At 69.6% G+C, this 13,247-nt stretch carries 12 protein-coding genes; 6 read left to right on the forward strand and 6 right to left on the reverse strand.

Going from position 1 to position 13,247, the window contains the following annotated elements; genetic code table 11:
- Nucleotides 1-1,860, forward strand: a complete 1,860-nt coding sequence (locus LRA98_RS03325) for an ankyrin repeat domain-containing protein (RefSeq protein ID WP_238632677.1) — start codon at nucleotides 1-3, stop codon at nucleotides 1,858-1,860.
- 83 nt (nucleotides 1,861-1,943) lie between these two features.
- On the opposite strand, the gene rpsT is transcribed toward LRA98_RS03325, so the two are convergent.
- From rpsT to LRA98_RS03350, 5 genes are all read right to left on the reverse strand, one after another.
- Entirely contained in the window at nucleotides 1,944-2,210 is a 267-nt protein-coding gene (gene rpsT / locus LRA98_RS03330) for a 30S ribosomal protein S20 (RefSeq protein WP_238632676.1), read from the reverse strand.
- 114 nt (nucleotides 2,211-2,324) lie between these two features.
- Nucleotides 2,325-2,945 (reverse strand): ABC-type transport auxiliary lipoprotein family protein, encoded by a 621-nt coding sequence (locus tag LRA98_RS03335; RefSeq protein ID WP_201242595.1) that lies wholly within the window; start codon nucleotides 2,943-2,945, stop codon nucleotides 2,325-2,327.
- Entirely contained in the window at nucleotides 2,942-3,883 is a 942-nt protein-coding gene (locus LRA98_RS03340) for an MlaD family protein (protein ID WP_238632674.1), read from the reverse strand. The genes LRA98_RS03335 and LRA98_RS03340 overlap by 4 nt, the downstream gene beginning before the upstream one ends.
- Nucleotides 3,884-4,672, reverse strand: a complete 789-nt coding sequence (locus LRA98_RS03345; protein ID WP_201171670.1) for an ABC transporter ATP-binding protein — start codon at nucleotides 4,670-4,672, stop codon at nucleotides 3,884-3,886.
- A complete protein-coding gene (locus LRA98_RS03350; protein ID WP_238632672.1) occupies nucleotides 4,666-5,796 on the reverse strand; it encodes an MlaE family ABC transporter permease in 1,131 nt (376 codons plus the stop codon). The genes LRA98_RS03345 and LRA98_RS03350 overlap by 7 nt, the downstream gene beginning before the upstream one ends.
- Nucleotides 5,797-5,876: 80 nt before the next feature.
- On the opposite strand from LRA98_RS03350, the gene murJ reads away from it, so the two are divergent.
- Genes murJ through ispH form a run of 5 tightly spaced genes read left to right on the forward strand, consistent with a single transcriptional unit; the run spans nucleotide 5,877 to nucleotide 12,745 of the window.
- Nucleotides 5,877-7,451 (forward strand): murein biosynthesis integral membrane protein MurJ, encoded by a 1,575-nt coding sequence (gene murJ / locus LRA98_RS03355; protein ID WP_201171666.1) that lies wholly within the window; start codon nucleotides 5,877-5,879, stop codon nucleotides 7,449-7,451.
- Between the two features lie 47 nt (nucleotides 7,452-7,498).
- The gene (locus LRA98_RS03360; RefSeq protein ID WP_201171663.1) at nucleotides 7,499-8,434 is read left to right on the forward strand and encodes a bifunctional riboflavin kinase/FAD synthetase; all 936 of its coding nucleotides are present in this window, start codon (nucleotides 7,499-7,501) and stop codon (nucleotides 8,432-8,434) included.
- Nucleotides 8,435-8,447: 13 nt separating this feature from the next.
- Nucleotides 8,448-11,273, forward strand: coding sequence for an isoleucine--tRNA ligase (gene ileS, locus LRA98_RS03365; RefSeq protein WP_238632670.1), 2,826 nt, complete (start codon nucleotides 8,448-8,450; stop codon nucleotides 11,271-11,273).
- A gap of 10 nt (nucleotides 11,274-11,283) precedes the next feature.
- Nucleotides 11,284-11,760 (forward strand): signal peptidase II, encoded by a 477-nt coding sequence (gene lspA, locus LRA98_RS03370; protein ID WP_238632668.1) that lies wholly within the window; start codon nucleotides 11,284-11,286, stop codon nucleotides 11,758-11,760.
- A gap of 28 nt (nucleotides 11,761-11,788) precedes the next feature.
- Complete coding sequence (gene ispH, locus LRA98_RS03375; RefSeq protein ID WP_201171655.1) at nucleotides 11,789-12,745, forward strand: 4-hydroxy-3-methylbut-2-enyl diphosphate reductase; 957 nt, start codon at nucleotides 11,789-11,791, stop codon at nucleotides 12,743-12,745.
- Here ispH and LRA98_RS03380 read toward each other — a convergent pair.
- A complete protein-coding gene (locus LRA98_RS03380; RefSeq protein WP_238632666.1) occupies nucleotides 12,740-13,183 on the reverse strand; it encodes a DUF2058 family protein in 444 nt (147 codons plus the stop codon). The two genes, ispH and LRA98_RS03380, sit on opposite strands and share 6 nt — an antisense overlap.
- Between the last annotated feature and the right edge of the window lie 64 nt (nucleotides 13,184-13,247).

Below are 13,247 nucleotides of genomic sequence, written 5' to 3' on the forward strand. Positions count from 1 at the left end.
ATGCTCGGGCCCGCCCTTCGCGTCTTGGTGCCGTTGGCGACCGGATGTCTGCTCGGCGGCTTGCTCGCCGCTTGTGGCGCCTGGCCGCTGTCACCGGCGCAGCAGGAGGCCTTCAACGCGGCGCGTGACGGCGATGCCGCCACCCTGGAGCGGGCCCTGGACGGTGCTGCCGATGTGCAGGCAACCGACGGTTCCGGGCGCGGACTCTTGCACTACGCCGCCCTCAACGGCGAGGCGGGGGTGGTGGAGCTGCTCATCGAACGCTCGGACGGGGCGGATCTCGAGCTCCGCGACGACGGCGGGCGGGTGCCCCTGCACGAGGCGGCCGCGGGTGGGCACACCGAGGCGGTGGCGGCGCTGCTGTCAGCCGGGGTAGCGGTGGATCCCGTTGACGGGGATCGGCGGACACCGTTGATGCTGGCCGCCCGCAGCGGTGATCCGCGCACAGTGGAGGCGTTGCTGGCTGCCGGGGCGGAACCGGATCGTCAGGATGCCGATGGTGCGACCGCGCTGTCGATGGCATCGGCCGCCCGCTACCCCCGGGTCGCAGCGCAGCTGCGCGAGGTCAGCGAGCGACCGGCCGCCCCCTGGGCCCTGATCGGGGTCGTGCGCGCGGGCGATGTCGAGACCCTGGCCTGGATGCTCGACCGCGGGTTGCCAGTGGATGTCGCTTGGCAGGATGGCGATGACTTCCTCTCCCTGGCGGATATCGCCGCCGAATCCAGCCCGCGGGCTGCGGCTCTACTGCTGCGCCGAGGTGCGCAGCTGCACGGGGACGGGACTGCGGCCCTGGTGGCGGCGGCGCTCCACGGGGATGCCGATCAGGTCGCCGAGCTGCTCGGCGAAGGGGTGGATCCCGACGTGACGGTCCGCGGTGGCGATGCCGAGGGCCGTACGCTCCTGATGGAGGCGGCACGCCTTGGGTATGACGAGGTGGTGGCAGACCTCTTGGCTGCGGGGGCTGATGCCAGCGCCGTCGACGAGCACGGCGCCGATGCGCTCTGGCACGCCGCGGTAGGCTACGTCTCGCCGGGGGACGAGCAGGCCGGGCTGGAGCGCGACGCGGATCGGGGCACTGTGGTCCGGACCCTGCTCGAGGCCGGCGTTGCCCCGTCCAGCGGCGACCGTCACGATTTTGCCGCCATCCATGCAGCGGCGGCCCGGGCGGAGGCGAAGACTGTCGAGGCGCTCCTCGATGCCGGCGCCGGCCTGGAGCAGACCGATCGCAACGGCCGGACACCGCTAATCTTCGCCGCCCAGGCCGGCAACGAGGCGACCCTGGCCGCCCTGCTGGCGCGAGGGGCCGATCCGCGGGCCGTGGATGCGCTCGGCGCTACGGCGCTGACCCATGCCCGGTTGGCCGAGTCGCGTGGTATGGCCGAAGAGGCGGTAACGGCCGTGCGCGAAGCCGGGGGCGGTAAGGCCGTGGGGCCGCGCCAGGGGACGCCGGGGTTGTCCGTTGGCGGCGATCACCAGCGCCTGATGCGTCTCGACGCCCCGGTGGCCATCTTCGACAGTGCCGGCTACGACGGTCACAGTGCCCGTTTTCTGCCCTACACCACGGCTTGCCGGGGTCACGGTTGCCTGGTGCCGCCCGTGGTCGTGCTGCCGGCCGGGACAACGGTGGAGCTGGTGGCCCGCGAGGCAGCCGAGGACGGCCGGCTCCACGGGGTCTTCCTGGTCCAGGAGCCGGGCCTGCGCGGACTGCTGTTCGAGGATTACCTGTTCGGCGCTTGGCCACCGGACGGGACGGCGGTCAGCGAGATCAGCGTGGGGCGGGTGGCGCACATCCGCGGCATGGACTGGGTCGAGATCTTCGATGTCGATCTGCCAGCTGCCACAGGCGGGCTGTTCTGGTGACGGCCACGGATGGGGGGGGCACAACGCAAAACGGGCGCCTTGAGGGCGCCCGCTTGGGATGCTGCGCGTTCCGGTTGCCCGGTTCAGCCGGCGAGGCTACGCACCTTGGCGTTAAGCCGGGACTTGTGGCGCGCGGCCTTGTTCTTGTGGATGATCCCGCGATTCGCCGAACGATCGATGACTCGCACGGCACTGCGGTAGGCCTGCTGAGCCTGATCGTGGTCCCCGGTCTTGACCGCCTTGAGAACTTTCTTCATCGAGGTGCGCATCTCGCTGCGGCGCGACTTGTTGCGCAGCCGGCGTTCTTCGGCCTGACGGGCACGCTTCTTGGCGCTCGCGATATTCGCCACGGTTGTACTCCTGCTCGCTTGCGATCCTCGGAGACGGGGTCCTAAGCTGTCATAGCGGACCCTGCAAAGCGCGTAAATATGCCTGCTGGCGTGATCGCTGTCAAGCGCGCCGGGTTACTCCCCGGCAGCGGTGGCCAGCGTCCAGGCCAACAGTTCGCTGCCGACGCTTCGGTTGGCGGCTCCCAGGGCGGCAACAGCCGCATCGACGTCACGGGCCGGTGCCTCCTCAGTGGCCGAAAATCGCTCGGCGTCGATGATCCGCCGTTGCCCGACGTCCACCAGACGGGCATCCACCACCACCCGCGCTCGTGGTGTCTCATCACGGGCATCCAGCTGGAAGTCGCGCAGGGTGGTGCGCAGTTCCAGGTCCGCGGCGAGGCGGTCGCCGTCGGCGCTCAGGTGCCGGATACGGCCGTCGCTCCGGAAGGTGTCGATGAGGTGCTCCTGCCAGAGCCGGGGCAGCGGCGAGACCCAGCGCGCGCCGCTAAAGGCGCTCATGCGGTGTTCGCCGGTAGCGACGGCGATCCGGTTACCGGCCAGCAGGTCACTGCTGCCGGGAGCGGCCACACGCAGCGTCCAGTCCACCTCGCGACCAGCCGGCGACGGTGCGTCCGCATCGGGCGGCGGCAGGCGATAGGCGGTGTAGGTCTCGGGGTCGGGCAGCAGGGTGCAGGCGCTCAGCGTCGCGGCTGCCAGCAGCGTCAGCAGCAGGCCGGGGCGGCGGGGCGTTTTCACGGCTGGTACTCCTCCATCTGCTCACGGCGCAGCAGTTGCCCGCCGGGGTCCTGTCCCAGGCGTCGGAGCAGGCCGCGCAGGGCGCCCAGGGTTTGCTGCAGCTCTTCGCTCAACGGTTCCAGGTCCTGCAGGCTCTGCAGGCCGCGTTCGACAGCCTCGCGGTTGTCGCGGAACAGCTCCTGCGCCTCGCTGCTGCTTCCCTCGAGCGCCTCGGCCGCGCGCGCGGTGCTGCGTAGGATCTCGCGGCCCGGGCCGTCAAGCAGCGCGCGGATCTCCTCAAGCATTTGTTGCGCCTCGCTCAGGGTCTCCTGAAGCTGCTCGCCGCCATCGGCCAGGGCGGTGATGCCCCGGCCCAGGTCGTCGCTGCGCGAGGCCACCGTCCCGCTGGTCCGCTCAAGGTGGTTGAGGGTGGCGCTCAGGGTCTCGATGTTCTCCGGAGAGAGCAGCTGATTGGCGGTCTCGACCAGGTCGTTGATGCCGGCCAGCAGTTGGTCGCTGTCCTGGCGCAGACGGGCCATGGGCGAGGGCTCCGTCTCGATCCGCGCCATTCCCCGATCCGGTGGTTCAAGCGGCGGAGCGTCGGCATCGCCGGGCTTGAGCCGGATGTGGGCACCGCCGGCGAATAGGCTCGAGCTGCCGATCTGGGCCCGGGTGTCGCTGCGGACCGGGGTGTCGCCCCCCACCGTGATGCGGGCGATCACCCGCCGCGGGTCGTCGGGGTCGAGGGTCAGGTGGTCGATCTCGCCGACGTTGATCCCGTTGAACTTCACCGGGCTGCGCGTGGTCAGGCCGCTGACATCCTCTTCGAAGACGATCTCGAAGCGCTGCCGTTCACCGTGGAGATCGGAGTCGGTGAGCCAGACCCCGAAGAGGATGACGCCCACGATCAGGGCCAGGGTGGCCAGCCCGATCCAGAAATGCCGCGCCCGGGTCTCCATTCAGCGGTTCTCCTGCGTGCTGCGGGCGGCGCGCCCCCGCGCGCCATGGAAATAGGCCCGCACCCAATCGTCGTCGATGGCGCTCACTTGCTCAAGCGTGCCCGTGGCCAGAACCCGCTGGTGGGCGAGCACCGCAACGCGGTCACAGGTGGCATAGAGCGTATCCAGGTCGTGGGTGACCAGGAAGACCGTCAGGTTCAGCGCGTCGCGCAGGGTGACCAGCAATCGGTCGAAGCCGCCGGCACTGATCGGATCCAGGCCGGCGGTGGGCTCGTCCAGGAACAGGACGTCCGGGCAGAGCGACAGGGCGCGGGCAAGGGCAGCCCGCTTGACCATCCCGCCGGAGAGTTCGGCGGGGTAGCGCGGGCCGGCCGCCGGGTCGAGGCCGGTGAGCGCCAGCTTGACCCGGGCCAGGTCTTCGGCCTCGGCGCGGGTTAGCCCGGCGTGTTCGATCAGGGCCAGCGCGACGTTCTCGGTGATGGTCAACGACGAGTAAAGGGCGCCGTGCTGGAACAGTACGCCGATGCGCCGCTCCAGCCCGCCCCCTTGTCGGAGGGCGTCGACGGATTGGTCGTGGATCCGGATCTGGCCGGCGGCCGGGCGCAACAGTCCGATGAGCGTGCGCAGCAGGACCGACTTGCCGCTGCCCGAGCCGCCGACTAGGCCGAGGATCTCGCCCCGGTGCACGTCCAGATCCAGCCCGTCGTGGATGGTCTGCCCGCCGAGTCGGGTGACCAGGCCGCGGACCCGGATCGCCGGGTGAGGATCGGTGGTGCTGGCGCTCACCATCCTATCTCCACATAGATGAGGGCGGCCACGGCGTTGAGGATGATGACCCAGAAGATCGACTGCACCACCGCCGAGGTGGTGTGCGTGCCCACCGACTGCGCGCTGGCACTGCACTTGAGTCCTTCCAGGCAGCCGATGATGGCGATCACGAAGGCGAAAACCGGCGCCTTGGCCAGTCCGGCAAGGTAGTGGCGCAGCGAGATGTCGCTGTAGAGCGAGATGATCCGCCCCGCGGGGACGTCGACGTTGAGCAGGGTGACCAGCCCACCGCCAGCCAAGCCACAGACCACCGCCACGAAGGAGAGGACCGGCACGGCAATCAGCAGCGCGACAACCCGCGGGATGACCAGCATCTCGATGGGGCTGAGCCCCTGGGCGCGCATGGCATCGATCTCCTCGTTGGCCTTCATCGAGCCGATCTGGGCCGTAAAGGCGCTGGCCGAGCGTCCGGCGAGGAGGATCGCGGTGAGCACGACGCCGAACTCGCGCAAGAACGCATACGCCACCAGGTCCACAGTGAAGATGCCGGCACCGAAGCGCCCCAGCACGGTGATTCCGAGAACCGCAATCACCGCCCCGACGGCGAAGGTCAGCAGGGCGACGATGGGCAGCGCCTCCAGCGCCGTATGCTGGAGCTGGCGCGAGACCGCGGCCGGGCGCCAGCGCCAGGGGCGCAGGGCGCTGGCGGCGAAGGCGGCGAGGACCAGACCGGTAAAGGCGATGGCCCGGGCCAATTGTTGGCCCGCATGGCTGATTTGTGCCCCCAGGCCGATCGTCAGGCGCCCGAAGAAGTAGGGTTCACGGGTCGGTTCCGGGGTGGCGCGGGCACGCTCGCTAGCTGCCGCCACGGCCTGGAGCAGGTTGCGTCGCTCGGCGGAGAGCTCGGGTGCCGTGCGCGCCAGCGCTTCGACACGTTCCGGCCCGAGCAGGCGGGCCAGTAGGGTCGCGCCGGCGGTGTCCAGTCGTTCCAGTGCGCCGAGATCGACCCGCGGTTCGCCGTCCAGCCGCGTCTGCTCCACTTGCCGGAGCACGGTGCGGTAGTGGGCCAGGGTCCAGTCGCCGCCGACAAGCACCTCGGGCCCCGCTGCCCCGTGCCGGCACCTCAGGTAGCCCGGGTCAGCCACGGATGGTCGTATCCCCTTGACCGGGCGCTGTATCATCAGCGCCGTCGCTGTTTGCTGTGTGCCGAGGAGGCGTTCCCTGCGTGGTTACCGGTCTGTTTCGCCACATCTTCACGTTCGGCTCCCTGACCCTGGTTTCGCGGATCCTCGGTTTGGCCCGGGATGTGATCATCGCCGGGGTGTTCGGCTCGGGGGCGCAGACGGACTCGTTTATTGTCGCCTTCAAAATCCCCAATTTCATGCGGCGGATTACCGCCGAAGGGGCGTTTTCGCAGGCGTTTGTCCCGGTGCTCACCGACTATCGCACGCACAGCACGCACCGCGAAGTCCGCGCCCTGATCGCCTACAGCGCCGGCACCCTCGGGGCGGCATTGGCGCTGGTCACGGCCCTCGGCATGGTGGCGGCGCCGGCGGTGGTCAGTGTCTTCGCCCCCGGTTTCAGCGACGATCCGGAGCGCTTCGCGCTGACCGTGGACCTGCTGCGGGTGACCTTCCCCTACATTCTATTCATATCCCTGGTCGCGTGCGCCGGGGCCGTGCTGCATACCTGCAACCGGTTCGCCTCCTTCGCCTTTGCGCCGGTGTTGCTGAACGCTGCGATGATCGGGGCCGCGCTGTGGGCCACGCCGTGGTTCGAAGAGCCGATCATGGCCCTGGCGGTGGCCGTGGCGGTGGCCGGTGTCCTGCAGCTGCTGCTGCAGCTGCCGTTTCTCTACCGGGAGGGGCTGCTGGTCTGGCCTCGGCCGTCGCTGCGCCACCCCGGGGTGCGGCGGGTGGCCCGGCTGATGGGACCGGCGGTGATCGGCTCCTCGGTGATGCAGGTCAACCTGCTGGTGGACACCATCCTCGCCTCCTTCCTGATCACCGGCAGTGTCAGCTGGCTTTACTTCTCGGACCGCCTGGTGGAGTTCCCGCTGGGGGTGTTCGGCATCGCGCTGGGAACCGTGCTGCTGCCGCGGCTCTCGGCCGAGCACGCCGGCAGTGAGCCGGAGCGCTTCTCGCGCACGCTGGACTGGGGGCTGCGTCTGGTGCTGCTGGTGGTGGCGCCGGCCACGGCCGGGCTGATCGTGCTCGCCGGGCCGATTCTGGCCACCCTGTTTCAGTACGGTGCCTTCGGCGCGGACGATGTGGTCGCCGCTTCCTGGTCTCTGGCCGCCTACAGCCTGGGTCTTTTCGGATTCGTCCTGGTCAAGGTGCTGACGCCGGGATACTTTTCCCGGGAAGACATGAAGACCCCGGTCTACTGCGCGGTGGCCGCCGTGGCGGTCAACCTGGTCCTCTCAGTGAGCGCGGTCTGGGCCCTGCACGAGACGCCCTTCGGCCACGTGGCTCTGGCCGCCGCCACGGCGGCCTCGGCGACCGTCAATTCGGCGCTGTTGTTCACCGGCCTGGTTCGCCGGCGGGTCTACCGGGGGGGCAGCGGCTGGCTGCGCCTGACGGTGCAGGTGGCCGTGGCCACGTCACTGATGGTGGCGGTCCTGCTCTACCCCGCGCTGCGCCTGGAGGCGTGGCTGGAGGCCGGCGTTGTGGCGCGTGTGCTGGCGCTGACCGGTGTCGTGGCTGCCGGCGGGGCCGTCTACTTCGCTGCGCTCTACGCCCTGGGTGTCCGGCCGCGGCAGTTCCGCGAACCGGAGGCGGCCGGTGAGCCGGGCGGCTAGCCGAGGCTGTTGCCGGGCTAGTACACTTGATCCTTTTCTCAGGGGCCATGGAACTCATCCGGGGATTGCATAACGTCCGGGCCCGTCACCGCGGCGCGGCGATCACCATCGGCAACTTCGATGGGGTCCACCGCGGGCACCGGGCCATGATCGAGCGCCTGCGCCGGGAGGCGGCGCGGCGTGGTCGGCCGGCCGTCGTGGTCACCTTTGAGCCGCACCCCATGGAGCGCCTGGCCCCGGCGCGGGCGCCGGCGCGTTTGACCGGGCTGCGCGAGAAGGTGCGCCGGCTCGCCGAGACCGGTGTGGATGCGGTGCTCTGCCTGCGCTTCGATCAGCATCTGGCGGCGGTGGAGGCCGAGGCCTTTGCCGGCGAGTTGCTCGGTGAGCGCCTGGGTGCCGGATACGTCCTAGTCGGCGACGATTTCCGGTTCGGTCGCCAGCGCCGGGGAGATCTGGACATGCTTCGGCGCGTTGGCCGCGAGCGGGGCTACGAGGTGGCACCCATGGACACGGTGGTGCGCTCCGGGGAGCGGGTGAGCAGCACCCGCATCCGTCAGGCCGTTACCCAGGGGCGCTTCGCCGATGCGGCCGAGCTGCTCGGACATCCCTATTGCGTGCAGGGGCGTGTGGTCCACGGTGATGCCATGGGCCGGAAGCTCGGCTGGCCGACGGCCAATCTACGGCTGTCACCGGAGCGCATCCCGCTCGACGGTATCTACGCCGGGTGGGCCCGGGGGGCTGCCGAACGCCCGTGGCCGACGGCAATCAGTGTCGGCGTGCGCCCCACGGTGGGGGGGCGGCGCTTGGTTTTCGAGGCTCACCTGATCGATTTCGACGGCGACCTCTACGGCCGCCACCTCTGCGTCGAGCCGGTGGCCCGGCTCCGGGGCGAGGAGCACTTCGACGGGCTCGATGCGCTGGCGAGACAAATCGGCGAGGATGTACGCGCGGCGCGGCGCGTGCTCGGTCAAGAACACCATTAGGCGAGGCGGCGACGTGAGCGAGTACAAGCACACCCTCAACCTTCCCCACACCGAATTCCCGATGCGGGCGCGTCTGGCCGAGCGTGAGCCGCAGCGCCTGCAGCGCTGGGAGGAAGAGGACCTCTACGGCGCCATCCGGCGTGCGCGGTCGGGGCGCGAGCGGTTTATCCTGCACGACGGTCCGCCCTACGCCAACGGCGATATCCATATCGGCCACGCGGTCAACAAGATCCTCAAGGATATCATCGTCAAGGCGCGCACCCTGGACGGGTATGACGCGCCGTACATCCCCGGGTGGGACTGCCACGGCCTGCCGATCGAGCACAAGGTCGAGGAGGAGGCTGGCAAGCCCGGCGTAGACCTGAGTTACGCGCAGTTTCGTGAGCGCTGCCGGGCGTTCGCTGCCGAGCAGGTGGACGGACAGCGCCAGGACTTCAAGCGCCTGGGCGTGCTCGGCGACTGGGAGCGCCCCTATCTGACCATGGATTACGCCACCGAGGCCGGCATCCTGCGGGCCCTGGCCCGGATCTTCGAGGGCGGGCACGTTACCCAGGGGTTCAAGCCGGTGCACTGGTGTGCCGACTGCGGCTCGGCCCTGGCCGAGGCCGAGGTGGAGTACGAGGAGCGCACCTCGCCGGCGGTGGATGTGCGCTTCGCTGTGGCGGACGAGATGGCGCTGCAGCAGCGCGTCCTGCTCGAGGGCGAGGGTGCCCAGGCGGGAACGGCCTCGGTGGTGATCTGGACCACCACGCCCTGGACGCTACCGGCCAACCGGGCGGTGGCGGTGCATCCCGAGCTGGAGTACCTGGTGGTCGCCCTGGATCACAGCGAGCGGCTCATCCTGGCCGCCGATTTGGCCGAGTCGACCCTGGCGCGGGCCGGCATCGGCCGCCACGAGGTGGTGGGCCGCTGCCGCGGGGCGGATCTGGAGGGACTGACCCTGCGCCACCCCTTCCTTGAGCGCGAAGTCCCGGTGGTTCTCGGCGGGCATGTGACCACCGACGGGGGTACCGGTTGCGTGCACACGGCGCCGGGGCACGGCCAGGAGGACTTCGAAGTCGGGCAGCGCTACGCTCTGGAGGTGACCAATCCGGTCGACGGCGCCGGCTGCTTCTTCGAGGATACCGAGCACTTCGGCGGGCTGAACGTCTTCACGGCCAACCCGCGCGTGGTGGAGGTGCTGGAGGCCCGGGGCGCGCTGCTCCACCACGAGAAGTACCGGCACAGCTACCCCCACTGCTGGCGGCACAAGACCCCGGTGATCTTTCGGGCCACGCCGCAGTGGTTCATCGATCTGGATCGTCACGGCATGCGCGAGTGCGCTCTGGCCGGGATCCAGGGCGTGCGCTGGATGCCGGAGTGGGGCCAGGCGCGCATCGACGCCATGGTCCGCGGGCGTCCGGACTGGTGTATCTCCCGGCAGCGCCACTGGGGCGTGCCCATCGCCGTGTTCATCCATCGCCGCAGCGGCGAACCGCATCCGCAGACGCCTCAGCACATGGAAGCGGTCGCCGAGCGCATGGAGCGCGAGGGACTGGAAGCCTGGTGGGACCTGGATCCCGCGGAGCTGCTCGGTGACGAGGCCGCCGAGTACGAGAAGGTCACCGACATCCTGGACGTCTGGTTCGACTCCGGGGTGACCCACGCCACCGTGCTGGAGCAGCGCGACGGCCTGCAGGTACCGGCGGATCTCTATCTGGAGGGCTCGGATCAGCACCGCGGCTGGTTCCAGTCTTCGCTGCTCTCCTCGGCGGCGATCCGCCAGGCGGCCCCCTACCGGGGCGTGCTCACCCACGGCTTCACCGTGGATGAGCAGGGGCGCAAGATGTCCAAGTCCCGAGGCAACGTGGTCGCCCCGCAGGATGTGATGGACCGACTCGGTGCCGATATCCTGCGGCTGTGGGTGGCCTCGGCAGATTACAGTGGCGAGATCGCCGTCTCCGACAACATCCTCCAGCGCACCGCCGATGCCTACCGGCGCATGCGCAATACGGCGCGTTTCCTGCTCGGCAACCTGCACGGCTTCGAGCCGGCGCGCGATGCGCTCGCCGCAGAGCAGATGCTCCCGCTCGACCGCTGGGCGGTGGCCCGGACCCGGGAGCTGCAGGAGCGGATCGTCGCCGCCTACGATCGCTACGAGCTGCACCGCATCTACCACCTGCTGCACAACTTCTGCGTGGTGGACATGGGCGGCTTCTACCTGGATGTGCTCAAGGACCGCCTCTACACCACGCCGGCGGACAGCCGCGCCCGGCGCTCCGGGCAGACGGCCATGTACCACATCGCCGAGGCCTTGGTGCGCTGGCTCGCGCCGATCCTCTCCTTCACCGCCGACGAAATCTGGGGGCATCTGCCCGGCGATCGCCGCGAGCCGGTGTTCACGGCGGAGTGGTACGATGGGCTCTTCCCGCTGGACGACGAGTCGCGCGAGGCCTCGTTCTGGGAGCGGGTCATGGAAGTGCGCACGGTGGTCAGCCGCGAGCTGGAGCGGCTGCGTAACGAGAAGGTGATCGGCGCCAATCTGGATGCCGAGGTGGACCTCTACGTCCCCGAGGCGCTCGCTGCGGAGCTCGCCCCGCTGGGCGATGAGCTGCGCTTCGTGCTGATCACTTCGGCGGCACGCATCCACGACGTCGCCGAGGCTCCGGCCGGTGCCGCCAGCGCCGCCCTGGAGGATGGCACCGAGGTGCGCATCGTGGTGGCCGCCTCCGGCCACGACAAGTGCCCGCGTTGCTGGCATCGTCGTCCCGATATCGGCGCCAGTGATGAGCACCCGCAGCTGTGTGGGCGCTGCGTCGAGAACGTGGCCGGGGCCGGTGAGCGCCGGGCCACGGCCTGACGGGGGTGGGATGGGCTACCGGCTCTGGCTTCTGCTCGCCGTCGCCATCGCGGCCCTGGATCAGGCCTCCAAGGCGTGGGCCCAAGCGGCGCTGCGACCTTACGAGTCGGTCGAATTGCTGCCCGTGCTCAGTCTCACGCTCGGCTACAACCCCGGGGCGGCGTTCAGCCTGCTCGGCGACGCCGGCGGCTGGCAGCGCTGGCTGCTTGCCGGCATCGCTGCCGCCGTGGGGGTCTACCTGATCTACTGGCTACGCCGTATCGGGGCGTCGCAGCCCTGGCTCGCCTTGGGGTTGGCTCTGATCCTGGCCGGGGCTCTGGGCAACCTGGTCGATCGCCTGTACCTGGGGTACGTGGTTGATTTCATCCACCTCCATTACGCTGGGTTTCACTGGCCGATCTTCAACGTCGCCGATATTGCCATCACCCTGGGCGCCGGGCTGGTGATCGCGCTGCTCATGTTCTCAAAATCGGCCACTGAACACTGAACCGCTGCAGGCAGAACCGGAGGTTTCCGTGCCCAAGATTCACCTTGCCAATCCCCGCGGTTTCTGCGCCGGCGTGGACCGGGCCATCGCCATCGTCGATCGGGCGCTGGCGGTTTACGGGTCGCCCGTCTACGTCCGTCATGAGGTGGTGCATAACCGTTTTGTGGTGGATGATCTGCGCGGGCGCGGCGCGGTCTTTGTCGAGGAACTGCACGAGGTGCCCGACGGGGCCACCGTGATCTTCAGCGCCCACGGCGTGCCGCAGTGGGTCGCCGACGAGGCCGAGCGGCGGGGGCTGCAGGTCTTTGATGCCACCTGCCCGCTGGTGACCAAGGTCCACAAAGAGGTGCGCGATCATGCGCGAGCGGGCCGTGAAGTGGTCCTGATCGGCCACGCCGGTCATCCGGAGGTCGAGGGCACCATGGGGCAGTATCTGGCCCCGGAGGGACAGGGCGGTATCTACCTGGTGCAGAGCCAGGAGGAGGCGGCGGCGCTACAGGTCCGGACCCCGGACGATCTGGCCTTTGTCACCCAGACCACGCTGTCGGTGGACGACGCCGCTGGCATTGTCGAGGCGCTGCAGCGCCGCTTCCCGTCTATCCAGGGGCCGCGCAAGGACGACATCTGTTACGCCACGCAGAATCGCCAGGATGCGGTGCGTACTCTTGCCGACGAGGTTGACCTGCTGTTGGTGGTCGGCTCGGTCAACAGCTCCAACTCCAACCGCCTGCGCGAACTGGCCGTGCGCTGCGGTACCGAGGCGTACCTGATCGATGGTGCTGCCGATCTGGACCGGGGCTGGCTGGATGGCCGTCAGGCGATCGGCGTGACCGCCGGCGCCTCGGCGCCGGAGAGCACCGTGGTGGAGGTGGTCGAGCAGCTCCAGGCGTGGGGCTGCGAAGCGCCGGAGGAGCGGCCGGGCAAGGCGGAGACGGTCACCTTTGGTTTGCCGCGGGAGCTCGGTCAGCCTCCGGCGGCCTCATGAGCGCCGTGCCGGCGACTCCTCCCGCCGCTTGAGCGGGTGCAGCACCAGCAGGGCCTCCGGCTGGCGCTGGCGCACCTGCTCGGCAACCGCCCTGGGCACCACGGCCAGGCCGTCGCCACTGATGACCAAGCCGGCGTAGCCGTCCGCCAGCTGCCGCTGTTGCTGCCGTGTCACCCAGGCGTGGCGGATCCGCTGTCCCTCGATGAAGTGGTAGGCGGTGTCGCCTCCCCAGCGCGGTAGCGCGTAATGGCGGATCAGGTCGGGTAGTGGGATGTGCGCCTCGAGCGGTTGGTGATCCCGTGCCTTGTCCGGGCGGGATCTCCCGCGCGGGGTTGCCCGGTCGCGGGGGCCTCGGCGCTTGCCCGACTGCTGCCTGCGAGCTTCCTCCTGGCTCGCCAGACCTGCTCTAAAAAGCTGTTCTTGAAGAGAATTTGACATGTGCAGCATTCTGCACAGGTGGCCTGCCGGCGTCGACCCCCGGTCGCGGCATGGCGGGTTATAC

The sequence above is a fragment of the Halorhodospira sp. M38 genome, assembly GCF_022227985.1.
In the GTDB taxonomy this organism is placed as follows: Bacteria; Pseudomonadota; Gammaproteobacteria; order Nitrococcales; family Halorhodospiraceae; genus Halorhodospira; species Halorhodospira halophila_A.

Coding starts and splice junctions, on each gene's coding strand:
- LRA98_RS03325 (WP_238632677.1), top strand. CDS start 1: ATGCTCGGGCCCGCCCTTCGCGTCTTGGTGCCGTTGGCGACCGGATGT.
- LRA98_RS03340 (WP_238632674.1), bottom strand. CDS start 3,883: ATGGAGACCCGGGCGCGGCATTTCTGGATCGGGCTGGCCACCCTGGCC.
- LRA98_RS03345 (WP_201171670.1), bottom strand. CDS start 4,672: ATGGTGAGCGCCAGCACCACCGATCCTCACCCGGCGATCCGGGTCCGC.
- LRA98_RS03360 (WP_201171663.1), top strand. CDS start 7,499: ATGGAACTCATCCGGGGATTGCATAACGTCCGGGCCCGTCACCGCGGC.
- lspA (WP_238632668.1), top strand. CDS start 11,284: ATGGGCTACCGGCTCTGGCTTCTGCTCGCCGTCGCCATCGCGGCCCTG.
- LRA98_RS03380 (WP_238632666.1), bottom strand. CDS start 13,183: ATGTCAAATTCTCTTCAAGAACAGCTTTTTAGAGCAGGTCTGGCGAGC.